The 21,686-nt window shown below is 75.9% G+C and carries 19 protein-coding genes; 6 read left to right on the forward strand and 13 right to left on the reverse strand.

The features are described from left to right. Nucleotides 1-65: 65 nt before the first annotated feature. Genes Q4D18_RS06190 through Q4D18_RS06205 form a run of 4 tightly spaced genes read right to left on the reverse strand, consistent with a single transcriptional unit; the run spans nt 66 to nt 4,043 of the window. Nucleotides 66-980: a PPK2 family polyphosphate kinase gene (locus tag Q4D18_RS06190; protein ID WP_303126607.1), complete on the reverse strand. Its 915-nt coding sequence runs from the start codon at nt 978-980 to the stop codon at nt 66-68. A 26-nt stretch (nt 981-1,006) separates the two neighbouring features. Next, nucleotides 1,007-2,248, reverse strand: coding sequence for a pyridoxal phosphate-dependent aminotransferase (locus Q4D18_RS06195; protein ID WP_303126609.1), 1,242 nt, complete (start codon nt 2,246-2,248; stop codon nt 1,007-1,009). A 56-nt stretch (nt 2,249-2,304) separates the two neighbouring features. Then, on the reverse strand, nt 2,305-3,543 hold the full coding sequence (locus Q4D18_RS06200; protein WP_303126611.1) for a hypothetical protein: 1,239 nt from the start codon (nt 3,541-3,543) through the stop codon (nt 2,305-2,307). Next, complete coding sequence (locus Q4D18_RS06205; RefSeq protein ID WP_303126613.1) at nt 3,540-4,043, reverse strand: NUDIX hydrolase; 504 nt, start codon at nt 4,041-4,043, stop codon at nt 3,540-3,542. The genes Q4D18_RS06200 and Q4D18_RS06205 overlap by 4 nt, the downstream gene beginning before the upstream one ends. Before the next feature lie 259 nt (nt 4,044-4,302). On the opposite strand from Q4D18_RS06205, the gene Q4D18_RS06210 reads away from it, so the two are divergent. The 4 genes from Q4D18_RS06210 to Q4D18_RS06225 are packed head-to-tail and all read left to right on the forward strand — an operon-like array spanning nt 4,303 to nt 8,893. Then, nucleotides 4,303-6,126, forward strand: a complete 1,824-nt coding sequence (locus Q4D18_RS06210; protein ID WP_303126615.1) for a hypothetical protein — start codon at nt 4,303-4,305, stop codon at nt 6,124-6,126. A 51-nt stretch (nt 6,127-6,177) separates the two neighbouring features. Beyond that, on the forward strand, nt 6,178-6,735 hold the full coding sequence (locus Q4D18_RS06215) for a hypothetical protein (RefSeq protein ID WP_303126617.1): 558 nt from the start codon (nt 6,178-6,180) through the stop codon (nt 6,733-6,735). A 23-nt stretch (nt 6,736-6,758) separates the two neighbouring features. After that, nucleotides 6,759-8,201 (forward strand): cell wall metabolism sensor histidine kinase WalK, encoded by a 1,443-nt coding sequence (locus Q4D18_RS06220; protein ID WP_303126618.1) that lies wholly within the window; start codon nt 6,759-6,761, stop codon nt 8,199-8,201. Next, nucleotides 8,198-8,893: a response regulator transcription factor gene (locus tag Q4D18_RS06225; RefSeq protein WP_303126620.1), complete on the forward strand. Its 696-nt coding sequence runs from the start codon at nt 8,198-8,200 to the stop codon at nt 8,891-8,893. Before Q4D18_RS06220 ends, Q4D18_RS06225 begins: the two co-directional genes overlap by 4 nt. A gap of 34 nt (nt 8,894-8,927) precedes the next feature. Here Q4D18_RS06225 and Q4D18_RS06230 read toward each other — a convergent pair whose 3' ends face one another. After that, the gene (locus tag Q4D18_RS06230; RefSeq protein ID WP_303126621.1) at nt 8,928-9,617 is read right to left on the reverse strand and encodes a hypothetical protein; all 690 of its coding nucleotides are present in this window, start codon (nt 9,615-9,617) and stop codon (nt 8,928-8,930) included. 116 nt (nt 9,618-9,733) lie between these two features. Further along, nucleotides 9,734-10,363: a GNAT family N-acetyltransferase gene (locus Q4D18_RS06235; RefSeq protein WP_303126623.1), complete on the reverse strand. Its 630-nt coding sequence runs from the start codon at nt 10,361-10,363 to the stop codon at nt 9,734-9,736. A 35-nt stretch (nt 10,364-10,398) separates the two neighbouring features. Here Q4D18_RS06235 and Q4D18_RS06240 point away from each other — a divergent pair, with 35 nt between their 5' ends. Together Q4D18_RS06240 and Q4D18_RS06245 are read left to right on the forward strand one after the other, a co-directional pair. Beyond that, nucleotides 10,399-11,094 (forward strand): 5-formyltetrahydrofolate cyclo-ligase, encoded by a 696-nt coding sequence (locus tag Q4D18_RS06240; RefSeq protein WP_303126624.1) that lies wholly within the window; start codon nt 10,399-10,401, stop codon nt 11,092-11,094. Nucleotides 11,095-11,158: 64 nt separating this feature from the next. Beyond that, entirely contained in the window at nt 11,159-11,461 is a 303-nt protein-coding gene (locus Q4D18_RS06245; protein WP_303126626.1) for an FmdB family zinc ribbon protein, read from the forward strand. 30 nt (nt 11,462-11,491) lie between these two features. Here the strand turns inward: Q4D18_RS06245 and Q4D18_RS06250 are convergent, their stop codons facing one another. Genes Q4D18_RS06250 through guaB form a run of 7 tightly spaced genes read right to left on the reverse strand, consistent with a single transcriptional unit; the run spans nt 11,492 to nt 21,434 of the window. Continuing rightward, the gene (locus Q4D18_RS06250; protein WP_303126627.1) at nt 11,492-11,749 is read right to left on the reverse strand and encodes a hypothetical protein; all 258 of its coding nucleotides are present in this window, start codon (nt 11,747-11,749) and stop codon (nt 11,492-11,494) included. Next, entirely contained in the window at nt 11,739-15,521 is a 3,783-nt protein-coding gene (locus tag Q4D18_RS06255; protein WP_303126628.1) for a DUF4011 domain-containing protein, read from the reverse strand. The genes Q4D18_RS06250 and Q4D18_RS06255 overlap by 11 nt, the downstream gene beginning before the upstream one ends. A 40-nt stretch (nt 15,522-15,561) precedes the next feature. Next, on the reverse strand, nt 15,562-17,181 hold the full coding sequence (guaA, locus tag Q4D18_RS06260; RefSeq protein WP_303126630.1) for a glutamine-hydrolyzing GMP synthase: 1,620 nt from the start codon (nt 17,179-17,181) through the stop codon (nt 15,562-15,564). Nucleotides 17,182-17,223: 42 nt separating this feature from the next. Further along, nucleotides 17,224-17,781, reverse strand: coding sequence for a DUF3817 domain-containing protein (locus Q4D18_RS06265; protein WP_303126632.1), 558 nt, complete (start codon nt 17,779-17,781; stop codon nt 17,224-17,226). Then, nucleotides 17,778-18,725, reverse strand: coding sequence for an SURF1 family protein (locus tag Q4D18_RS06270; RefSeq protein ID WP_303126633.1), 948 nt, complete (start codon nt 18,723-18,725; stop codon nt 17,778-17,780). The genes Q4D18_RS06265 and Q4D18_RS06270 overlap by 4 nt, the downstream gene beginning before the upstream one ends. A 3-nt stretch (nt 18,726-18,728) precedes the next feature. Next, entirely contained in the window at nt 18,729-19,865 is a 1,137-nt protein-coding gene (locus tag Q4D18_RS06275; protein ID WP_303126634.1) for a GuaB3 family IMP dehydrogenase-related protein, read from the reverse strand. Between the two features lie 24 nt (nt 19,866-19,889). After that, a complete protein-coding gene (guaB, locus tag Q4D18_RS06280; protein ID WP_303126635.1) occupies nt 19,890-21,434 on the reverse strand; it encodes an IMP dehydrogenase in 1,545 nt (514 codons plus the stop codon). Nucleotides 21,435-21,686: the final 252 nt, after the last annotated feature.

A 21,686-nucleotide genomic window follows, 5' to 3' on the forward strand; every position in this document is an offset into this window, starting at 1 on the left:
CGCGTCTTGCGTCAGCGAAAGCGCCTGGCCCGCGCGTGTTGCGCGAGCGAAAGCGATGGCGGGGGTCAGGACGCGGCCAGGCGCTCCTTCTGCTCCTCGACGTCGAAGTCGGCCTCCGGCCAGTCCAGGTCCAGGCCCTCGAGGGTCTCGATCAGCAGCTGCTGGACGGCCAGTCGGGCGTACCACTTGCGGTCGGCGGGGACCACGAACCACGGGGCGTCCGCGGTGTCGGTCCGCAGGAGGGCGATCCGGTAGGCCTCCTGGTACTCGTCCCAGAGGGCGCGCTCGTCGATGTCGGCGGGGTTGAACTTCCAGTGCTTGTCCGGACGCTCCAGCCGCTCGGCCAGGCGCTCCTTCTGCTCGTCCTTGGAGAGGTGCAGCATCACCTTCACCACGCGCGTGCCGGCCGCGGCCAGCTCCGCCTCGAACTCCCGGATGGCGCCGTAGCGGCGCTCGATCTCCTCGGGCGGAGCGAACCCGCGCACCCGCTGGATGAGCACGTCCTCGTAGTGCGAGCGGTCGAACACGGTGATCCGGCCCGGGCCGGGCGCGTGCGGGCGGATCCGCCACAGGAAGTCGTGCTCCCGCTCCTCGGCGGTGGGCGCCTTGAAGGCGTGCAGGTCCACGCCCTGCGGGTCCATCTGGCCGATCACGTGGCGCATGATCCCGCCCTTGCCGGCGGTGTCCATGGCCTGCACCACGAGCAGCACGGACGGGGCGGGCGCGCCGCCGTCGTCCTCGCGCGTGGAGCGGGCGTAGAGCAGCTCCTGCAGCGCGGCCAGGCGGTCGGCCCGGGCCGCGAGCGCCGCCTTGCCGGCGGCCTTGTCCCCGGAGAACCCGGGGGTGGCGCGCGGGTCGACGTCGGCGGGGGCCACGGGGGCGCCGTCGGACCGGCGGGCCCGCAGCAGCCGGCGGGCCTCACCGTCGAACGCGTCCTGCGGCGTCGTGGCCGGGGCGGACTTCGTCGTGTGCTTCGACATCCGGGTCTCCTGTCAGGCGGTGCGGCTCAGCCGCGGCGGTCGCGCCAGTCCTCGAGGAAGTCCTCGAGGCGGTCCAGGGCGATGTCCAGGTCCTTCACGCTGGGCAGGGTGACCAGGCGGAAGTGGTCGGTGTGGGGGTAGTTGAACGCGCCGCCGTGGCTGACCAGGATCTTCTTGGCCTGGAGCAGCTCGATCACGAACCGCTCGTCGTCGTCGATCGCGTAGACCTCGGGGTCCAGGCGCGGGAACAGGTAGAGCGCGCCGTGGGCCGGCTGCACCGAGACGCCCTCGATCGCGTTGAGCCGGTCCTGGGCCAGGTTGCGCTGCTCCAGCAGGCGGCCGCCCGGCAGGATCAGGTCCTCGATGGACTGGTAGCCGCCGAGGGCCACCTGGATGGCGTGCTGCGCCGGCACGTTGGCGCACATGCGCATGTTGGACAGCAGCGTCAGCCCCTCCAGGAAGTCCCGGGCCCGGTGCTTCGGCCCGGACACGGCCACCCAGCCGGAGCGGAAGCCGGCCACGCGGTACGCCTTGGACAGGCCGGAGAAGGTCAGGGTGAGGACATCGTCGGAGAGCCCGGCGGCGTTGATGTGGCGGGCGCCGTCGTAGGTGATCTTCTCGTAAATCTCGTCCGCGAGCAGGACCAGGTTGTGGCGGCGGGCCAGGTCGATCACGCCGTTGAGCACCTGGCGCGAGTACACCGCGCCCGTGGGGTTGTTCGGGTTGATGACCACCACGGCGCGCGTGCGCTCGGTGATGAGGGACTCCATGTGCTCGAGGTCGGGCTCCCAGCCCTCCTCCTCGACGCACCGGTAGTGCACGGCGGAGCCGCCGGCGAGCGTGGTGGCCCCGGTCCACAGCGGGTAGTCCGGGGACGGGATGAGGACCTCGTCGCCGTCGTCCACGAGGGCCTGCAGGACCATGGAGATCATCTCGGACACGCCGTTGCCCACGAACACGTCGTCCACGGAGATGTCCCGGATGCCGCGGGACTCGTAGTACTGCGAGACCGCGGTGCGGGCCGAGTAGATGCCCTTCGAGTCCGAGTAGCCCTGCGCGTGCGGCAGGTGCTGGTACATGGCCTGCAGGATCGAGTCCGGAGCCTCGAAGCCGAACGGGGCGGGGTTGCCGATGTTCAGCTTCATGATCCGGTGGCCGGCGGCCTCCATGCGCTGGGCCTCCTCCAGGATGGGGCCGCGCACGTCGTAGCGGACGTTGAGCAGCTTGGAGGACTGACGGATCTCTCGGGGGGCGCCGGTGGAAGCCATGCGTCCCATCATGGCACCGCGGCGCGGGCCCGCACCGCCCATGGCGCCCGCGGGTCTCAGAACCAGCCGTCCACCGGCACGACCCAGTCCTCGGGAGCCTCCTCGAGCCCCTCGCTGACCAGCCAGTACTGCGCCGCCTCGTCGGCGGGCAGGGCGTCCGGGCCGGTGGTGACGCGCGCCAGGTCCCGCAGGCCGTCCTCGTCCAGGGCCGCCATCACCTGCTGCAGCACGCCCTCGACCCCGTCGTCCAGGGCCCCCGGGGAGCCGACGACGGCGACGCGCCCCGCCGGCAGGACGCGCCCGCCGTCCTCGAGCACCACCAGCCCGTTCGGCGGGACGTCCGGGTCCACGGCGTGGTCGATCGCCAGGGCGACCTCGTCCCGCAGGAGCGCGGGTCCGGCGGGGTCCGGCTGGACCGCCCACTCGGCGGGTCGGCAGCCGGCCCAGGCGTCCAGGCGCGCGGTCAGCAGGGCCCTCACGCGCTCGCCGCCGGGGGCCTCCTCGAGCGCGGCCGGCAGCGCGGCGGCCATGTCCGCGCAGCGGCCGTTGAGGTCCTCCACCGACTCCAGCCGCAGGCGTGCGGCCGTGCCGGAGGTGAGGATCGGGGCCAGGCGCAGCTCGCCCGCGGAGGAGGAGAGCACGCGGGGGGCGTCCTCGGCGGCCGAGGGGGAGGACGCGGCGCCGGAGGGGGGCGGGCTCACCGACGCGGACGGCGGGGCGGCGAGGTCCCCACCGGCGGCCGTGCGCTCGAGGGCGGCGTCCACGATGGCCCGCACCGCCTCGGTGTCGGCGGCGGGGTCGGGGTCCGCGAGCGCGGTGGGCGGGGCCGCGGTGGCCGACGGGTCGGCGGGCACGCGCGGCGGGGCCTCGGGGTCGATCGGCTCCAGCGTGGCGGGGCTCGGCGTGGGCACGGCGGAGGCCCGGGCGGCCTCCTCCTCGGGGTCCTCCTGCGGCAGCACGGCCTCGGGGTCGGCGGCCAGGGCCAGCGTCAGGGTGTCCACGATCGCCACCGTCCGCCCGCCGGCGGCGGACCAGGCGGCGGCGTCGGGGGCGTCGGCGAGCGTCACGGGGTGCCCGGCGCGGGTGAGGTGACGGGCGACGACGGCGGCCGCGGCCGTCTCCGCGTCCCCGGGCCCGTGGACCACCCGCACCGGCTCTCCGGTGGGCGGGGCGGCCCCGGCGTCGTCGTCGCTCCCGCAGCCGGCCGCGCCGAGCGCCAGGGCGGCGGCCGCGCTCAAGGCCAGGACGCGGCGATGGCGCGGGAACGGGGCGGCGGCGGGCGGTCGGCCGGTCATCGGGCAGGCTCCGCGGGCGCGGGCAGCCCGGCCAGCTCGAGGGCGCGGCGCACCCAGGAGGAGAGCGGGACGTCCTCGAGCCCGTCGAGGGGGAACCAGCGCGCGTCCACGGACGAGCCGTCCGTCTCCGACCGCAGGGTCCCGCCCGTGAGCCGGGCGGTGTGCAGCACCTGCACGGTCAGCAGCGGCACGCCCTCGCCGCGCAGACGGCGCTCGGCGGGGATGGTGCCGGTGGTGACCCCCAGCAGCCCGGTGAGCTCGCACGTGTGGCCGGTCTCCTCGGCGACCTCCCGCACGCACGCCTGCTCGGGGCTCTCCCCGAGCTCGATGCCCCCGCCGGGCAGGGTCCACACGATCCCCTGCGGCCCCTGCCAGGCGGAGAGCAGCACGGCGCCGTCCGCCACGATCAGCGCGTAGGAGCCCGCCCGGGTCTGGAAGACGCCGTCCGGGGCGGGCGGGGCGACGGCGGCGGCCGGCTCGCTCGGGGAGGCAGGGCACACGGGGGACTCCTGGGGTCGGGGCCGGGCAGGTGGGGACGCGGCCGGGGAGGGCGATGCGGGGTCGGCCCAGTCTACGAGTCACCCCTCCCGGGAGTCCGTCCCCCGGCGGCGAACACGGCCCGTCCCGGCAGGGCCGCCGGACCCGGGCTGACTACGCTGGGACCTCGCCTGACGACCCCCGCGGCCGCCCGTCGGGGCCGCCCGTCCCGACGCGCCGCCCGGCACCGGGCCCCGTCGACGCCACCCGAAGGAGACCGCCGTGCAGGACCCCGCCCCACGCCCGGGCGAGACGCTCGCCGGGAGGGACCCCCTCGCCGTCGTGGAGTCGCTGCTGCGCCAGGCCGAGGAGCCGCTCGTGGCCCCCGCCGACCCGGACGCGGACCTGGACGCGCCCACCCGCCGCGAACGCGCCCTCGAGGCGCTGCTGCGCGAGGACCCCGTGGACGCGGCCGTGCACGCGCGGGCGGGGCTGGACGCCCCCGGCGGCGGGGACCCGGCCGTCCGGCTGGGGCTGCTGCGCCTGCTGGCCACGGCCGCCGCCCACGGGCGCGACGCCGCCGGCCTGGATCGGTGGACCGCCGAGCGCGCGGACCTGCTGCGCACCCTCGGCCGCCCGCGCCAGGCGGACCTGGAGGTCCAGCTCGGGACGGCCCTGCTGCGCGAGCCGGACGACTTCGAGGCCACCGTGCTGGCCGGCGTCGTGGAGGACGAGCGCGCCCGGGCCGCCGCCGACCCCGCGGACACCGTCCTGCCCGACGCCCTGCTGGCCCTGTGCGCCCACCGCGTCCAGGCGCCCGACCTGGACGGGGCCCTCGCCGCGGCGGAGGAGGCCCTCGAGGCGCTCGAGCGCCAGCGCGCCGCCGGGGCCGCCCTGGGCGCCGGGGCCGAGGCGGACGTGCACCTGCTGCGCGCCCGGCTGCACCTGTGGCGGGAGGAGACCCGGGCCGCGGAGGAGGCCGCGGTGCGGGCGCTGCGCCTGCCCGGGGCCGCCGTCGTCCGCGCCTCCGCCACGCTCGTGCGGGCCCTCGCGGCGCACGGCGAGGACCGGGACGACGCCGCCCTGGACGTCGCGCTGCGGGCCGCCGAGCACATGGCGCGGGCGGGGCTGCGGCGCGGCGCGGCCTCCGCGGCGGCGCTCGTGGGCCGCGTGGCCGGGCACGACCCGGACCGGCAGGACCTGGCCGTGGCCGCCTGGCAGCTGGCGGCGGTCCACGCCGAGAAGGCCGAGGCGCCCGAGGCCGCGAGCCTGAGCTACTGGTGGGGCCACCAGCTCGTGGCCGCAGGACGCGCGGAGGAGGCCGAGCCCGTGCTGGAGGGCCTGGTGCGCCGGGGCGCCGCCGAGGGCCACGAGGCCGACCGGGCCCGGGCGCTCGTGGACCTGGGCCACGCCCTGCACGAGCAGGACCGGCCCGAGGACGCCCTGCCCCGCTGGCGGGAGGCCGCGGAGCTGTTCACCGCGTGCGGGCAGCACGCCGACGCCGCGCACACCCTGCTGGCGGCGGGCGCCCTGACCAACCGGGACCGCGGGGACGTGGCCCGGGCCGGGGCCCTGGAGCTGTTCGAGCGGGCCGTCGAGCAGGCCCGCCTGGCGGCGGACGAGGACCCGGCCGTGCTCGCCTCCGCCCTGCACGCCCTGGGCTACCTGCGCTGCGAGACGGGGCGCGGGGACGGGCTGGCGCTGCTGGACGAGGCGATCGCCCTGGCCGACCGCACCGGCACCCCCTGGCAGCGCGCCGACTACCTGGACACCCGCGCCCGCTCCCTGTGGGCGCTGCACCAGGGCGACGAGGCCGTGTCCGCCGCGCTGACCTCGGCGGACATGTTCACCGACGCCGGCGACGCCCAGGGCGCCGCGCAGGCCGAGCTGTTCGCGGCGTACGTGGTGGCCGAGGACGGCCGCCCCGAGCAGGCCGCCACCCTGTTCCGCCTGGTGCACGAGTCCACGGGCTCGGACCTCGTGCGGCTCGGCGCCCTCACCGGCCTGCACCAGTGCCTGGCCGCGCTCGGCGAGCACGAGGAGGCCGCCCGCGTCCGCCGCGACGCCGAGGAGGTCCGCCGGAGCCTGGGCGTGGCCGAGGACTGACGCCCGGCGGACTCTCATGTGCCTGTCATCCCCGGTGGCCACACTGGCGCCATGGACCGCGGACTCGGAACCGGACTCACGCTCGCCCTCGCCGTCATGGCGCTCGCCGTCGTGGGCGCCGTCGCCCTCATGATCGGGGCCTCCCGCCCCGGGGAGACCGTGGTCGGCCCGCAGATCTCGCTCGGCCCCGCCGTCGGCGCCTCCTCCTCCGCCGGCGGCGTGTCCCCCGCCTCGACGCCCTCCCCGGGCGCCTCCGAGCGCCCATCCGGGACCGCGCCCGCACCGGGCGGCCCCCCGGCCCCCTCCCCTGCATCCACCACGGCCGCGGCCGGATCCTCGCCCGCCTCCGCCACGGCCACCCCCGGATCCACGGCGGCCTCCGCCACGGCGACCACCCCGTCCTCGTCCCCGGCGACCCCGGAGGCCGGGACCGCCTCCCGCCCGGCCGCCCCCGTCACCCGGCTCCCCTCCCCCACCCCCACCCCGCTGGCCACGCCGGTGCCCGCCACGGGCGACGGGGACGACGACGACTGGGATGATGACGACGACCAGGACGACGACGAGGACGGGGACGACGATGACGACCGGTGGGACGGCGACGACGACTGACCCTCACGGGCGCTGAGGGACCGATGAGCGCCTGGCTGCGCCTGGACATCCGTGTCCGCCTGACCGTGCTGCTCGTGCTCGTGCTGGCGGGCAGCCTCGCCGTCTCCGGACTGGTCGCATACGCCATCCAGCGGGCGAGCCTGACCGCCATGGTGGACCGCTCCCTGTCCCGCACAGTCGAGCAGGTCGGGGTCCTCGCCGAGAACGGCGTGATGCCGGACACCGGCGAGCCCCCCGCGGACTCCGCCCAGCTGATCGGCCTGGCCATGATGCGGCTGCGCCCTCTCGACACCGAGGGCATGCTCGGCTTCCAGGACGGTCGTCCGAGCCTGGGCGCCTCCGAGGCCGTGCGGGTGCGGCCGGAGGAGGACCCCGCCCTGGTGCAGTGGGCCGCCGAGCGGTCGGAATCGCCCGCTGTGGTCCTGGACACCGTCCGCACGGAGGAGACGACGTGGCGGGCCGTCGTCGTGCCCGTCGAGGGGGCGGACCCGCAGGACGAGGGGATGCTGCTGCTCGCCGTGGACATGGAGGCGGAGGTGGAGCGGCTCGAGGAGACGTTCCTCGGCTACCTGCTCACCGCCCTGGCCTCGATCCTGCTCGTGGCCGCCGTCGGCTGGCCCCTGCTGCAGCGCATGTTCGTCCCCCTCGAGCGGCTGCGCAGCACCGCCCTGGAGGTCTCCGAGCGGGACCTGAATCGACGCGTGGAGGTCCTCGGCGCGGACGACGTCGCGGAGCTCGGCCACGCCTTCAACGCGATGCTGGACCGTCTCGAGGGCTCGTTCGAGGCCCAGCGCCGCCTCCTCGACGACGCCGGGCACGAGCTGCGCACGCCCGTCACCATCGTCGCGGGCCACCTCGAGGTGATGGACCCGCACGACCCGGCAGACGTGGAGCAGACCCGGTGCCTCACCCTCGACGAGCTGGACCGCATGTCGCGGCTCGTGGACGACCTGCTCACCCTGGCCAAGGCGCAGCAGCCGGCCCTCCTGCGCCCCGAGGAGGTGGACCTGGCCGACCTCACGCGCTCCGCCCTGGACCGGTCCCGGCCGCTCGGCGAGCGCGCGTGGGGGCTGGAGTCCACCGCGGAGGGCACCGCCGTCCTGGACCCGCAGCGCATCATGCAGGCCTGGCTGCAGCTGGCCTCGAACGCCGTGCGCTACTCCGACCCCGGCGCCGCCGTGCTGCTGGGCTCGGACCGGCGCGGGGACACCGTGCGGCTGTGGGTCAAGGACGCCGGGGTGGGCGTGCCCCCGGAGGACCGGGAGACGATCTTCGAGCGCTTCGGCCGGGGCCGGCACGGCTCCCGCGGGGACGGCCCGGGCCTGGGCCTGGCCATCGTGGCCTCGATCGTGGAGGGCCACGGCGGTCGGGTCACCGTGGACTCCGTCCCGGGGATCGGTAGCGTGTTCACCATGGAGATCCCCGCTGCCGGCCTCCGGCCCGTCGCCCCGGAGGCCGCCGCATGATCCCGCTGCTGATGATCGAGGACGAGGAGCGGATCGCGGCCTTCGTGGCCAAGGGGTTCGCGGCCGAGGGCTTCGCCGTGACCGTGGCGGGCACGGGCGCCGAGGGCGTGGCCCTGGCCATGACCGGGGCGTTCGACCTCGTGATCCTGGACCTCGGCCTGCCGGACGCGGACGGCTTCGAGGTCCTCGCCCGGATCCGCGCGCAGCAGCCGGCGCTGCCCGTCCTGATCCTCACGGCGCGGTCCAGCGGCGAGGACACCGTCGAGGGGCTGACCTCCGGCGCGGACGACTACATGGCCAAGCCCTTCCGCTTCGCCGAGCTCCTGGCCCGGGTGCGCCTGCGCCTGCGTCCGGGCACCCCCGCGCCGGCCCCGCAGGACCGCGTCCTGCGCCATGCCGACCTGGTCCTGGACCCGGTGAAGCACGTCTGCACGCTGGGCGGGGTCCCCGTGTCCCTGTCCGTGCGCGAGTTCGCCCTGGCGGAGGAGTTCCTGCGCCATCCGAGCCAGGTGCTCAGCCGCGAGCAGCTGCTGGACGGCGTGTGGGGCGAGGGCGCGGACCCCGCCTCCAACGTGGTGGACGTCTACGTGCGGTACCTGCGGGGCAAGGTCGGCGCCGGCCGGGTGCTCACGGTCCGGGGGGTGGGCTACCGGCTCGCCACGGAGCAGGAGTACCGCGACTCGCTGGCCTGAGTCGCGCCCGGTCCGGGCGCGGCCGCAACTCCTTTCAGGAGGCGCGGCGCCGGGCCAGGACGTTGTCCAGGTCCAGGGCGGCGATGTCCTGCTCGGCGGTGGCGCTGAGGTGCTCCTCGCGCTCGACCACCGGCACGGGGTCCTTCAGTCGTGCGGTGGAGCGGGGCGCCTGCTCGGCCTCGTACGGCGCCGGCGCGGGGCGCTCGACCTCGGGGGCGTCCAGGTAGGTGGGGCGGGGCACCGCGGGGATCACGAGGCCGCCCAGCGGCACGGCGGAGCGGGCCGGGGAGGCCGGGCGCACCTCGGACGCGGGCGCCGGGGCCGGCGCCTCCTCGACCCGCGGGGCCTCGGCCGCGGTCTCGAACGAGCGGAGCGTCTCGAAGGTGCGGCGGTCCCGCTCGGGGTCCGCGACGACCGGCAGCTCCGCCGTCTCCTCCTCGGCTTCGGCGGCCTCCGGCAGGGTCCGCGCCCACTCCTCCTCGTGGCGGCGCAGGTCCCGCACGGCCAGGACGCGCAGCCCCACGACGGCGACCACGGTGATCATCAGGGACCACCCGGCCACCCCGGCGGTGGGCAGGCCCGCGAGGGCGCACAGGGCGGTGATGACCGCGACGGTCAGCGCGACGGCGCCCACAAGGAACAGGGAGGTCCGGTCCCAGTGCACGTGGAAGCGGGCCTGGGGCTCACGATCGGCGGGCACGCGCGGCGCGGGCGAGGCGGTCATGGTGTCCTCCTGGGGAGTTCGGCACGGCGGGCGCACGAGCGCGGGGCGGCGGTGCCCCGGACGACGCCGGCGGAGGCCTCCAGCCTACCGGCCCGCGGGCGTCGCGGTGACCGTCCTCACGGACCGTCCGGGCGGGCGGCGAGCCACCGGGTGAGCAGGCCCTCGGGGACCTCCTCCGCGGTGACGGCGAAGCTGCGGTGGTCCCGCCAGTCCCCGTCCACGTGCAGGTAGGCCCGGCGCAACCCCTCCTCCCGCAGGCCCAGCTTGTGCACCACCCGCAGGCTCGCCTCGTTCTCCGGGCGGATGTTCACCTCCACCCGGTGCAGGCCGAGCCCGCGGAAGGCCCAGTCCGTCACCATGGCCACAGTAGTGGGGGTGAGCCCGCGCCCGGCCTCGCGGCGGTCCACCCAGTAGCCCACCGCCCCGGAGCGGGCCGAGCCCAGCTGCACCCCGCCCAGGCTCACCAGGCCCACCAGGCGGTCCCGGCCCGGCCCGTCCTCGTCCAGGGCCATGCCCCACGTGTAGGAGGTCCCCGCCCGTGCCTGCCGCCCGTGCCAGCGGACCATCTGGCCGAAGCTCGCCGGGCCGTCCCCGGGCACCGGGCTCGTGGCGTCCCACGGGGTCAGCCAGGCCGCGTTGACGCGCCGCTGCTCCTCCCACGCCCGGCGGTCCGACCGCCGCAGCGGGCGCAGCGTGAGCGTGCCGTGGCGCAGGGCCACGGGCCAGACGGAGCCGGAGACGTTCATGGCCCCCGATCCTACGAGGCGGGCATGATGGCGGCATGGACACCTCCTCCCCGGACCGCTCCCCCGCCGACGACGACGCCCTCACCGCCGCCAAGGCGGCGCTGCGCTCCCGCCACCGCGCCGCGCGTCGTGCGCTTGACCCCGCCGAGCGCGCCCGGCAGGCCGAGGCCGCCGTGGGTCACCTGTGGCCCTGGCTGGCCCCCCGTCTGGACGCCGCGCGCGCGGCGGGCCGCTCGCCGGTCGTGACCACTGTCCTGCCGATGGGCTCCGAGCCCGACACCGGCCCGCTGCGGGCCCGCCTGCTCGAGGCCGGCGCCCGCGTGCTGGTGCCGGTGATCGAGCCGGAGCGGCGCATGTCCTGGGCGGAGTGGACGCCCGGGACGCCGCTGGCGCGCGCCGCGAACGCCCCCGTGGACGAGCCGACGGGCCCCCGTCTCGGCCCCGAGGCGCTCGAGGACGCCGCCCTCGTGCTCGTGCCGGCCCTGGCCGTGGACCGCGCCGGGATGCGCATGGGCCAGGGCGGCGGGTACTACGACCGCTTCCTGGCGGGCCTGCCAGGCTCCGTGCCGGTGGTGGCCCACGTGTTCGCCCACGAGCTGCTGGCCGCGGGCGAGGTCCCGTTCGAGCCCACGGACCGGCCCGTGGACGGCGTGCTCACCGCGGACGGGCTGACCTGGCTCACCGCCGCCGAGCGCCCCGCGGAGACCGTGCACCTGCCGGACGCGCAGTAGCATCGGGGCACCCCGTCCCCACCGTGCGGGCGCCCGGCGCGCCCGCCCGTCCGAGAGGTCCCCCATGCCCACGTACGCCTACCGCTGCAAGGACTGCGGCCACGCCTTCGACGCCGTCCAGTCCTTCACCGACGACGCGCTCACCGAGTGCCCCGAGTGCGGCGGCGCCCTGCGCAAGCAGTACGGCTCCGTGGGGGTCAGCTTCAAGGGCTCGGGCTTCTACCGCACCGACTCCCGCGGCGGCACGACGGGTTCGGACGGGGGGAAGTCCTCCTCCGACGGGGCGAAGGCCTCCTCGGGCACCGCCTCCTCCGGCGGGACCGGCGCCGCGTCGACGTCGGGCTCCGGCTCCGGCTCAGGCGACTGACCCCGGGACCGTCGACCGGGCGGCGCCGCCTCAGCCCCAGTGCGGGGGGCGCTGCTCACGCAGCCAGCGGTCGTGCTCGGCCTCGGCCGGGTCCGCGGCGCGGGCCACCCCCGCCGCGCCGCGATCCGGCCCCGTGGAGGACGCCGTGCCCACGGCCCGCACACTCGACGCATGCGGGTCCGTCCCAACGCGCGGCTCCAGGACCGGCTCGGGACCGTCGGCGGCCGCCGGACCGGTGCCCGCGGCGTCCGCCCGGCGCGGGCCCCGGCGCCGGGGCTCAGCGGTCATCGTCAGCGGTGTCGTCCTCGTCCTCCGGGTCCTCCAGCGGCAGACCGAGCCGGTCGGCCAGGCGGTCCGCCACGGATTCGGGGTCCGCGAACACGTCGATCGCCCACAGTGTGTCCGTGTCCCAGCCGAGGGCCTCGAGCCGCTCGGGCAGACGCCGCGAGCGCTCCCGCACGGTGAGCTCGCGGTAGGTGTCGCCGCCGTCGCTGACCAGGGCCAGCGGCCGGGCCCGGCCGCGCGGGCCGAGGGCGTCGGCCACGGCCAGGTCCATCACCCCGGCGTGGTGCGGTGAGGTGTGCGCCCCGTGGTCCTCGAGGCGGTCGCGCAGGTCCGTCAGCAGCGGGTCGCTCAGCCGACCGGGACGGCCCTCCCCCCGCTCCGAGAGCAGCAGGGCCAGCAGGCTGTGGAAGGCGCGCGCCCCGCCGTCGAGCCGGTCCTCCTCGAGGTCCTCCGCGCGCAGCGCCGAGACGAGGTGCATCCGGGTGCGGGCGCGGGTGAGGGCCACGGTGAGCATGCGCTCGCCGTCGGGGTCGGACAGCGCGCCGAAGTGGTGCACCACGCGGCCGTGCGGGGTGCGCCCGTAGCCGGGGCTGAGGATCACGGCGTCGCGGGTGATCGTGGACGCGCGGGTCACGGGGGCGATCACGAAGGGCTCGCGCTCGTCCCCCTCGGCACGACCGCGCGCCAGGAACCCGGCCGCCCACGGCGCCTGCGCCGCGGTGGCCTGCACGGCCGCGGCCACGCGCCGGGCATGCTGCTCGGACACCGTGATCACCGCCAGGGACTCCTCCGGGCGGTCCCGGGCGTGCTCGAACACGCGCTGCACGCAACGGGCGATCTCCGCCTGGGTGGACTCGACCACGTCCCCGCCGGTCATGGGGATGCCCGTGCCCTCGGGCAGGTACTCGGCCGTCACCGTGCGGTCCCGGCCGGTGAGCTCGCCCGCGGTGGGCAGGCAGTCCACGGCGCCGTCGTACGCGAGGCGGGAGACCAGCCGCACCACCCCGCGGGGCATCGGCCGGTGCACCTGGCCGAGGGCCGCGGAGGGCAGCACCTCGGAGAGCGCGTGGTGGGCCGAGCGGAGCGGGCGCAGCGGGCCGGCGGTGGCCGTGGGGTCCACGGACACCTGGAAGGACTGCGGGCGGCCGATGGCCGGATCGCCCAGGGCCACCACCTGCGGGGCCCGGGTGAGGGCGCCGACCACGGTGGCCAGGGCGGTGGCGTCCGCCTCCAGCAGCAGCACCGTGTCCGCCTCCCACTCCGGCGGGAACTCGGTCAGCGCCATCGGGGAGGTCGTGACGATCGGCACGAGCGGGCGCAGCACCTCGGGGGTGATGGTGGCCAGCGACTCCACGGACGGCCGGCCCTGGCGCAGCAGCGAGCGCAGGACGGCCGCGTCCGCGCGGTAGGTGCCCAGGGCCTCCTTCCACTGCCGGCCCAGCTCGGCGGCCAGGCGCTCGGCGCCGGAGGCCAGCAGGGCCCGGTCGGCCTCGCGGTAGCCCCGCTCGACGGCGCCGAGGTCCGCCCCGCTCATCATCGCCAGGAAGTCGTCCCCGGAGATCATGGCCTCGAGGGCGGACTGCCACCAGGCGAGCTCGAGCTCGGCGGCCAGGCGGTCGGCCGGCACCTCGCGGCGGTGCAGGTCCTCGAGCAGCTCGGTCAGGCCGTGGTCCCGCAGCTCGTCCAGCACGAGCGTGCGCTCGGGCAGGGTGGTCAGGGTGGGGCGGTCCGCCACGAGGCCGTCGACGGCGGCCATCAGGTCGTCCGCGTCGGTGGACATCAGGGAGGCGCCCGCGGTGGCCTCGGGGGCCAGCACCCGCTCGAGGCGCTCCAGGCCGTCGGCGACGTCGGCCACCGCCTGCCGGCCCCGTGCGGCCTGGTCGGGGACCATCGGCAGGGAGGACGGGTCCGCGGCCTGGGCGGCCCAGTCGGCCAGCACGGCCTCCACGTCCAGCAGCTCCTGATGCAGGTCCGGGACCTGCACGCCCGAGCGCACCGCGTCCTTGGCCGTGCGGCGCAGGCGGGAGCGGGCCACGGAGGACATCTCCACCATGTTGTTCCGGCGCCACTGGCTCGAGGCCGTGGCGGCCACCAGCTGGGGGACGTCCAGGGAGAACACCTCGGGCTTGAGCGCGGTCAGGATGCGCTCCACGCGGGCGTACAGGTCCGACTGCTCGGCCCAGCCGTCCACCGTGCGGGCCCGGCGCAGGCCGGCCTGGGCGGCGGCGGCGTCCGCGGCACGGCGGGTGGTGTACAGGGTGGCGGCCAGATGCTCCACGAGCTCCCCGGCGGCCTCGGTCTCCTGCACGTTGCGCACGCGCGCGCCGAACCAGCGGCTCTGCGTGGCGTCCCGGTCGAAGGCGCCGAGCTCGCCGGCGCGCACCAGCTGGGCGGCCACGGCGTGGCGGTCCACGGTGGAGTCCAGCACCGAGCGCTTGAGGCGGACGGTGGTGGCCGGCGGGGTCTCCAGGGACGTCAGCGCCGCGAGGGCCTGCATGGCCTGGAACGGCGAGCAGCCCCAGCGGGGACGGACGTGGTGCAGCGAGTCCACGTGCTCGCGCAGGCGACGGCGCAGCTCCACGAGCTCGGCGTCCGCCGCGCCGCGGTCCGGGGTCTGGGCGCGCTCGGCGCGCAGCACGGCGGCCACCAGCTGGCGGCGCAGGTCCTCGGGGTCCGCGTTGGCGGGCACGTCCAGGACGGCGTCCCGCAGGCCGGCCTCGTCCAGGCGGGCGTGCAGATCGGTGAGGGCGGCCGAGCGCTCAGCCACCACGAGCACGCGGCGGCCCTCCCACGCCAGGCGCGCCGCGAGGGCGGCGGCGGTCTGCGTCTGGCCGGTGCCCGGGGCGGTGTCCACCACGAGCGAGCGGCCCGCCGCGGCGTGCTCCACCACGCGGCGCTGGGAGGCGTCCAGGTCCAGGACCAGGCGCTCGTCCGCGGGCGCCACGGCGTCCTCGTCCGGTCCCGGGCTCGGGTCCAGGGACTCGGGCCGCGGCACCATGCCGGTGCCGGCCTCGTACAGCGCCTGGACCACGGGCAGGCGGTCCAGGGACTCCGGCAGCGAGGCCGTGTCCCCGAGGTCCGCGAACGTGGAGACCAGCAGCCGCTCGGAGACCTCCAGGTCGGTGAGGGCCGCGGCCTCCTCGCGCAGCAGGGCCAGGGCCGGGCCGGGCTCGATCCGCGCGGTGGCGTAGGCCGCCTGCCGGTAGGCCTCGGGGTCCAGGCGGATCCCGTGGTGGCGGCGCAGGTTGCGCACCAGGGCGGGGTTCAGCCGCGCCGGCTCGGTGATCTGCACCTCGACCTCGTCCCGGCCGCGGGCGCCGCTGCGCACGGTGAACGCCACGCGCGCCAACAGCACGGGGGCGGTGCGCCGCTCGCGGCGGCCGTCCTCGTGGGCGCTCCAGGTGGCCACGCCCAGGGCGAGGGCGCCGACGTCGATCCCCCGCTCCTCGACGAGCCGACGCACCGTGGCGCGCAGCGCCATGGCCACCTCCTGCGCGGCGTCCAGGCCGGGTCCGGCGGGCAGCAGCGTGGACAGGCGCGTGCGCCGGCCCAGCAGCAGCTGGGACAGGCCCGAGGTGCTCGCACCGGTCAGGTCGACGGCGTTGGCCGCCGAGGGGGCGAAGCGGAGCATGGTGTCCGACTCCGCCCCGGAGCCGAGGGAGGCCACCCACGTGGCCGGGTCGGGCCGCTCCTGCTCCGCCGGTCGGGCGGCGGCGCGGGCGCGGGCCAGCCGCGGGAACTCCTGCTCGGTCACGTCCTGGGTGTCCTTCCTCATGCTGTCTCGGCGGTCGTGCGGGGCCTGTGGGGCGCCCCGCTCACTCCCACTCGATGGTGCCCGGGGGCTTGGACGTCACGTCCAGCACGACCCGGTTGATCCCGTCCACCTCGTTGGTGATGCGGTTGGAGATCCGCGAGAGCACGTCGGCGGGGATGCGCGCCCAGTCGGCCGTCATGGCGTCCTCGGAGGTGACCGGGCGCAGCACGACCGGGTGGCCGTAGGTGCGGCCGTCGCCCTGCACGCCCACGGAGCGCACGTCCGCCAGCAGCACCACGGGGCACTGCCAGATGTGGCGGTCCAGGCCGGCGGCGGTGAGCTCGGCGCGGACGATGGCGTCCGCGCGGCGGAGCAGATCAAGCCGCTCCTGGGTGACCTCGCCGATGATGCGGATGCCCAGGCCCGGGCCCGGGAAGGGCTGGCGGTGGACGATCCCGTCCGGCAGGCCGAGCTCGGCGCCCACGGCGCGGACCTCGTCCTTGAACAGCTCGCGCAGCGGCTCGCACAGCTCGAACTCGATGTCGTCCGGCAGGCCGCCCACGTTGTGGTGCGACTTGATGTTCGCGGCGCCGTCGCCGCCGCCGGACTCGACCACGTCCGGGTACAGGGTGCCCTGGACGAGGAACCTCACGTCCGTGGCGTGGGGGTCCTCGGCGGACTCCAGGACGATGTCCGCCTGGGCCTTCTCGAACGTGCGGATGAACCGCTCGCCGATGGTCTTGCGCTTGGTCTCCGGGTCGGTCACCCCGGCCAGCGCGGAGAGGAAGTCCTCGCGGGCGTCCACCATCACCAGGCGGGCGCCGCCGTGGGCCTCGCCGAAGGCCTTCTCGATCTCCGCCGACTCGCCCTCGCGCATGAGGCCGTGGTCCACGTAGACGCAGGTGAGGCGGTCGCCGATGGCGCGCTGCACGAGCGCGGCCGCGACGGCGGAGTCCACGCCCCCGGACAGGCCGCAGATGGCCCGGGCGTCGCCGATCTGCTCGCGGATGCGGGCCACCTGCTCCTCGATCACGTTGGCGGCGGTCCAGTCCTGGGCCAGGCCCGCGCCGTTCACGAGGAAGTTGCGCAGCACCTCCTGGCCGCGTTCGGAGTGGCCGACCTCGGGGTGCCACTGCACGCCGAAGATCCGCCGCTCGCGGTCCTCGAAGGCGGCCACGGGGGCGCCGGCCGTCGTCGCGGTCACGGTGAAGCCCTCGGGGGCCTGGGTGACGGCGTCGCCGTGGGACATCCACACGACCTGCTCGGCGTCCTGGCCGGAGAAGAGGACGGACCCGCCCTCCGCGGTCTCCAGGCGGGTGGAGCCGTACTCGCGCGTGCCGGTCTTGGCCACGACGCCTCCGAGGGCGTGCGCAATGGACTGGAACCCGTAGCACAGGCCCAGCACGGGCACGCCGGCCTCGAGCAGGGCCGGGTCGAGACGGGGGGCGCCGTCCTCGTACACGGAGGAGGGGCCGCCGGAGAGGATCAGGGCCGCGGGCTCGCGGGCCAGGATCTCGGACGCCGGGGTGGACGCGGGGACGACCTCGGAGTACACGTTGGCCTCGCGCACGCGGCGGGCGATCAGCTGGGCGTACTGGGCGCCGAAGTCCAGGACGAGGACGGTGGGCAGGGTGTCGTGCAGCGGGGCGGGCTGGTCACGGTGGGGGTCGGTCTGGGTCACCCGTCAAGGATAGACGAGCCCCGCCGAGAGCCGCGGGGGCCCTCAGTAGCGGCGGGCGGCCTCGGGGTGGCGGGTGATCTCCTCCCGCACCACGCGGGTGATGCGCTTCTCAACGACGAAGGACAGGAACGGCACGACGCCGCCGCCGGCCATGGCGAGCAGGCGCATCGGGGACCACCGCATGAGGGACCACAGGCGGAAGCACGCGAGCAGGTAGATCACGTACATCCAGCCGTGGGCGATCAGGATCAGCAGCGACAGGTTGACGCCGCCGGTCACGGAGTCCTCGGGGTGCAGGCCCAGGACGTTGGGCTCCCCGTCCACCGTGGTCCCGCCGGCGTACAGCTCCGTCCCGAGGCCGTACTTGAAGACCATCTCCGCCACCAGCAGCAGGAGCATGACGCCGGTGATCCACGAGCAGACCGCGTAGAGGCGCATGGCCGAGCGGATCTGCTGCTGCGTGCCGGCGAACCGGCGGCGCTCCCGGCCGGGCCGCGGGGGCGGGGCGGGCAGGTCGGCCTCGGTGATGTCCTCCGGGTCCGGCAGCGTGTCCGGGTCCACCGGGGCGCCCGTCTCGGGGCGGGGATGCGAGCCGGTCATGGCCGGTCCTCCTTCCTCGGGCCCGTGGGCCCGTCCTGCGTGCGGTGCACGCCGCCGTCGGCGACGCGATGGGCGGCGTAGGCGCGGCGCGCCTCCTCCTTGCGGAGGCGGGCCTCCTCACGACGTCGGGCGAGCTCCTCGGCGCGCCAGCGCGCCGCCCACTCCTCGTCCAGCTCGACCTCCCGCTGCTCGCGCTGGTGGTCGTCGCGGACGAACCGCCACCAGAGGAACAGGGCGAATCCGGCGAAGAGGACCCACTCGATCCCGTAGAAGACGTTGAGCCAGACGACCTGGGTCTCCTCCGGCTGGGGAGCCACCCAGACCGGCTCGAGACCACCCTCGGCCGCGCGGACGCCCACCTCGGCGCCGGCGGGGTCCGTCACCGCGAACGCGGCCACGAAGGCGGCGTACGAGGGGACGTCCCACACGTTCACGAGCTGGCCCGGGGAGAGCGTGGAGTACGCGGGACGGCCCGCGGTGTCGCCGACGTCGTCCGTGCGGGGCAGGGGCCCGTCCGGGGGCAGCAGGCGCCCGGCCACGGTCACCTCGCCCGCGGGGGCGGGGTCCACCACGTCCGGGGCCGCGGACCAGCCGCGCACCACGGGGATCGTCTGGGCGCCCGGGGCGTCGGCCACGCGGAAGGCGGTGACGGTCCACCAGCCCTCGCGCCCGTCCGACAGGCGCGGGCCGACCAGGACGTCCGTCCCGGGGACGAACTCCCCGCGGGCGGAGACCACCTGGTCCGCGGCGGCCGCCGTCAGCGGCTCGCCGGGGCGCAGGTGGGAGGTCAGCGGGACCGCGTTCTCGGTCTGAGACCGGGGCGGCGGGGCGTTGGTCTCCGCGGTCTCGAACTGCCACCGGGACAGCAGGACGAAGACCGTGGCGGCCGCGAGGGCCAGCAGGAGGGTGAGGAGCCAGACGGGCTTGAGCGCGGTGCGGAGCACGGCTCAGGAGGCCCCGGCGGGGGTGACGAGCACCTCCACCTTCTGGAAGTCCTTGAGCTCGGTGTACCCGGACGTGGCCATGGCCCGCTTCAGGGCGCCCATCAGGTTCGAGGTGCCGTCGGTGTGGTGCCCCGGGCCCCACAGGACCTCCTCGAGCGGGCCCACCTGGCCCACGCGCGTGCGGTGGCCGCGCGGCAGCTCGTGATGGGCGGCCTCCAGACCCCAGTGCCAGCCGCGGCCGGGCGCCTCGGTGGCGCGGGCCAGCGCGCCGCCGAGCACCACGGCGTCCGCGCCCATGGCCAGGGCCTTGACGATCTCGCCGGACGTGCCCACGCCGCCGTCGGCGATCACGTGCACGTACCGGCCGCCGGACTCGTCCATGTAGTCGCGCCGGGCCTCGGCGATGTCGGCCACGGCCGTGGCCATCGGCACGCGGATGCCCATGGCGCGGCGGGTGGTGCTCGAGGCGCCCCCGCCGAAGCCCACGAGGACGCCCGCGGCGCCGGTGCGCATCAGGTGCAGGGCCGGGGTGTAGCCGGCGGCGCCGCCGACGATCACGGGGACGTCCAGCTCGTAGATGAACTGCTTGAGGTCGAGGGGCTCCTGGGTCTCGGAGACGTGCTCGGCGGACACGGTGGTGCCACGGATGACGAACAGGTCCACGCCCGCCGCCAGCACCGTCTTGTAGAACTGCTGGGTGTGCTGCGGGGTGAGCGAGCCCGCCACCACGACGCCGGCCTCACGGATCTGCGCCAGGCGCTCGGTGATGAGCTCGGCGCGGATGGGGGCGGCGTAGATCTCCTGCAGGCGGCGGGTGACCTCCGGGCTGCCGGGCTCGGCCTCGAGGGCGGCGATCTCCTCGAACAGCGGCTCCGGGTCCTCGTGCCGGGTCCACAGGCCCTCGAGGTTGAGCACGCCGAGACCGCCGAGGCGGCCGAGCGCGATGGCGGTGGCCGGGCTCATCACGGAGTCCATGGGCGCGCCGATCACGGGCATGTCGAACGTGTAGGCGTCGATGCGCCAGGACAGGTTCACGTCCCTCGGGTCCCGCGTGCGCCGCGCGGGCACCACGGACACGTCGTCGAAGGAATAGGCCCGGCGGCCGCGCTTGCCTCGTCCGATCTCGATCTGGTTCGTCACCGGACCAGCCTAGCCCAGCCCCGGTCAGCGCGAACGGTAGTTCGGCGCCTCGACCGTCATCATGATGTCGTGCGGGTGGGACTCCTTGAGCCCGGCGGCGGTGATGCGCACGAAGCGCCCGTTCTCCTTGAGCTCCTCCACCGTGGAGGCGCCCGTGTAGAACATGGTCTGGCGCAGGCCGCCCACGAGCTGGTGCACCACGGAGGCCAGCGGGCCGCGGAAGGGCACCTGGCCCTCGATGCCCTCGGGGATCAGCTTGTCCTCGTCCGGCACGTCCGCCTGGAAGTAGCGGTCCTTGGAGAAGGAGCGCTTGCCGTTGCGGGTCTGCATGGCCCCCAGCGAGCCCATGCCGCGGTAGGCCTTGAACTGCTTGCCCTGGTAGAACACCAGGTCGCCCGGGGACTCGGCGGTGCCGGCCAGCAGGGAGCCGAGCATCACGGAGTCGGCGCCGGCCACGAGGGCCTTGCCGATGTCGCCGGAGTGCTGCAGGCCGCCGTCGGCGATCAGCGGCACGCCCGCCGGGCGCGTGGCCTTCGCGGCCTCGTAGATGGCGGTGATCTGCGGGACGCCGACGCCGGCCACCACGCGGGTGGTGCAGATCGAGCCCGGGCCCACGCCCACCTTCACGGCGTCCGCGCCGGCGTCCACGATCGCCTTGGCGCCGGCGTAGGTGGCCGCCTGGCCGCCGATGACGTCCACGTGCGCCGCGGCCTTCTCCTTCTTCAGGCGCGCGATCATGTCCAGCACGCCGTGGGTGTGGCCGTTGGCGGTGTCCACCACGAGCGCGTCCACGCCCGCCTCCACGAGCGCCATGGCCCGCTCCCAGCCGTCGCCGAAGAAGCCGACGGCGCCGCCCACGAGCAGGCGGCCCTCGTCGTCCTTCGCGGCGTCCGGGTACTTCTCCGCCTTGTCGAAGTCCTTGATGGTGATCAGGCCGGTGAGGCGGCCGGCGTCGTCCACCAGGGGCAGCTTCTCCACGCGGTTCCTCGAGAAGAGGGCCAGGACCTCCTCACGGGAGATGCCGTCCTTCGCGGTCACCAGCGGCATGCGGGTCATGGCCGTGTCCACCGTGCGCGTCTCCCACTCCTCGTGGGGGATGAAGCGGGTGTCGCGGTTGGTGATGATGCCCAGCAGCGTCATGTCCTCGGCCACCACCGGCAGGCCGGAGACGCGGTACTGCGCGCACAGCTCGTCCAGGTCCGCCAGCGTGGCCTTCGGGCCGATCGTCACGGGGTCCGAGATCATGCCGGACTCCGAGCGTTTCACGGTGTCCACGTGACGGGCCTGGTCCTCCACGGAGAGGTTGCGGTGGATGATGCCCATGCCGCCCTGGCGCGCCATGGCGATCGCCAGCGGAGCCTCGGTCACGGTGTCCATGGCGGCGGAGATCACCGGGATGTTCAGTCGGATGTTCCGGGTGAGCCGCGTGGAGGTGTCGGCCTCCGCGGGGATCACGTCCGTGGCGGCCGGCAGGAGGAGGACGTCGTCGTAGGTCAGGCCGAAGAACCCGAAGGGGTCGGCGGCGGAGTGGACGGGGTCGGACGAGGGTCCGGTGCTGGTGGGGTTCACGACGCGCGCGGCCTTTCAGGTCGGGGGTTTCCGCGATTCTACGTCGGCGCGGCCGAGCGCGAGCGGGACTGCGGCGCACGTCACACCGACGTCATGCTTCGACACCCGATTCAGACGCCTGCTATAGGGGGTCCTACCCTCGCCGAATGAGCTCCCACCCCTCCTCCCCCGCGCCCGCCGCGGGCGACGCCCCCCTCGGGGCCGCCCCCCCCGCGCGTCGGCGCCGCCGGCCGGCCTGGACCCGCCACATAG

The organism is Micrococcus sp. (genome assembly GCF_030523875.1).
Lineage (GTDB): Bacteria > Actinomycetota > Actinomycetes > Actinomycetales > Micrococcaceae > Micrococcus.

Excerpts from the sequence above, each read along its gene's own strand:
- Q4D18_RS06255 (WP_303126628.1), bottom strand. The coding sequence starts at position 15,521 with ATGAGGAAGGACACCCAGGACGTGACCGAGCAGGAGTTCCCGCGGCTG.
- Q4D18_RS06215 (WP_303126617.1), top strand. The coding sequence starts at position 6,178 with ATGGACCGCGGACTCGGAACCGGACTCACGCTCGCCCTCGCCGTCATG.
- Q4D18_RS06265 (WP_303126632.1), bottom strand. The coding sequence starts at position 17,781 with ATGACCGGCTCGCATCCCCGCCCCGAGACGGGCGCCCCGGTGGACCCG.
- Q4D18_RS06195 (WP_303126609.1), bottom strand. The coding sequence starts at position 2,248 with ATGGCTTCCACCGGCGCCCCCCGAGAGATCCGTCAGTCCTCCAAGCTG.
- Q4D18_RS06240 (WP_303126624.1), top strand. The coding sequence starts at position 10,399 with ATGGACACCTCCTCCCCGGACCGCTCCCCCGCCGACGACGACGCCCTC.
- Q4D18_RS06250 (WP_303126627.1), bottom strand. The coding sequence starts at position 11,749 with ATGACCGCTGAGCCCCGGCGCCGGGGCCCGCGCCGGGCGGACGCCGCG.
- Q4D18_RS06220 (WP_303126618.1), top strand. The coding sequence starts at position 6,759 with ATGAGCGCCTGGCTGCGCCTGGACATCCGTGTCCGCCTGACCGTGCTG.
- Q4D18_RS06225 (WP_303126620.1), top strand. The coding sequence starts at position 8,198 with ATGATCCCGCTGCTGATGATCGAGGACGAGGAGCGGATCGCGGCCTTC.
- Q4D18_RS06230 (WP_303126621.1), bottom strand. The coding sequence starts at position 9,617 with ATGACCGCCTCGCCCGCGCCGCGCGTGCCCGCCGATCGTGAGCCCCAG.
- Q4D18_RS06200 (WP_303126611.1), bottom strand. The coding sequence starts at position 3,543 with ATGACCGGCCGACCGCCCGCCGCCGCCCCGTTCCCGCGCCATCGCCGC.
- Q4D18_RS06190 (WP_303126607.1), bottom strand. The coding sequence starts at position 980 with ATGTCGAAGCACACGACGAAGTCCGCCCCGGCCACGACGCCGCAGGAC.
- Q4D18_RS06245 (WP_303126626.1), top strand. The coding sequence starts at position 11,159 with ATGCCCACGTACGCCTACCGCTGCAAGGACTGCGGCCACGCCTTCGAC.
- Q4D18_RS06235 (WP_303126623.1), bottom strand. The coding sequence starts at position 10,363 with ATGAACGTCTCCGGCTCCGTCTGGCCCGTGGCCCTGCGCCACGGCACG.